This window comes from Erythrobacter sp. SN021, from assembly GCF_021864455.1.
This window is the reverse complement of record NZ_JAKKUW010000113.1, coordinates 1-339: the sequence shown is the minus strand read 5'-3', so window position 1 is coordinate 339 and position 339 is coordinate 1. Positions and strand designations below refer to the sequence as shown.

Here is a 339-nt window from a genome sequence, read left to right as displayed (position 1 = left end):
GAGAAAAAGAAATCGTAGCACCCATCAACATACTCCTGGAAGCTCAGCTTCCCGTCGTGGTTGACATCGATTGCGTTGAACGTGTCTTTTGTGAACGATGTATCGGATACTCCGAGATGGTGAAACCATCTGCGATGTTCGTCCTCATCCAGATAACCGTCATCGTTGACATCCAGTACGTCAAATAAGGCGAATAATATTTCCGAAATGCGTTTCTTAATATCCCTTGTGTAACGCTGCTTCCAGACTGACTCCTGTAAGTACGGTACGGTAAGTGCACTCTTGACGTCGGTGTCAGCCCTCTTTAGGAACTGGTCATACATATTGTCAAATGTTGTT

Annotated in this window: 1 protein-coding gene; it reads right to left on the bottom strand. The window is 45.1% G+C overall.

The window, feature by feature from the left end; translation table 11 throughout:
* Positions 1-323 (bottom strand): EF-hand domain-containing protein (locus L5849_RS15180; protein WP_236926224.1); only part of this gene is annotated, 323 nt, incomplete at its 3' end.
* Positions 324-339 lie beyond the last annotated feature (16 nt).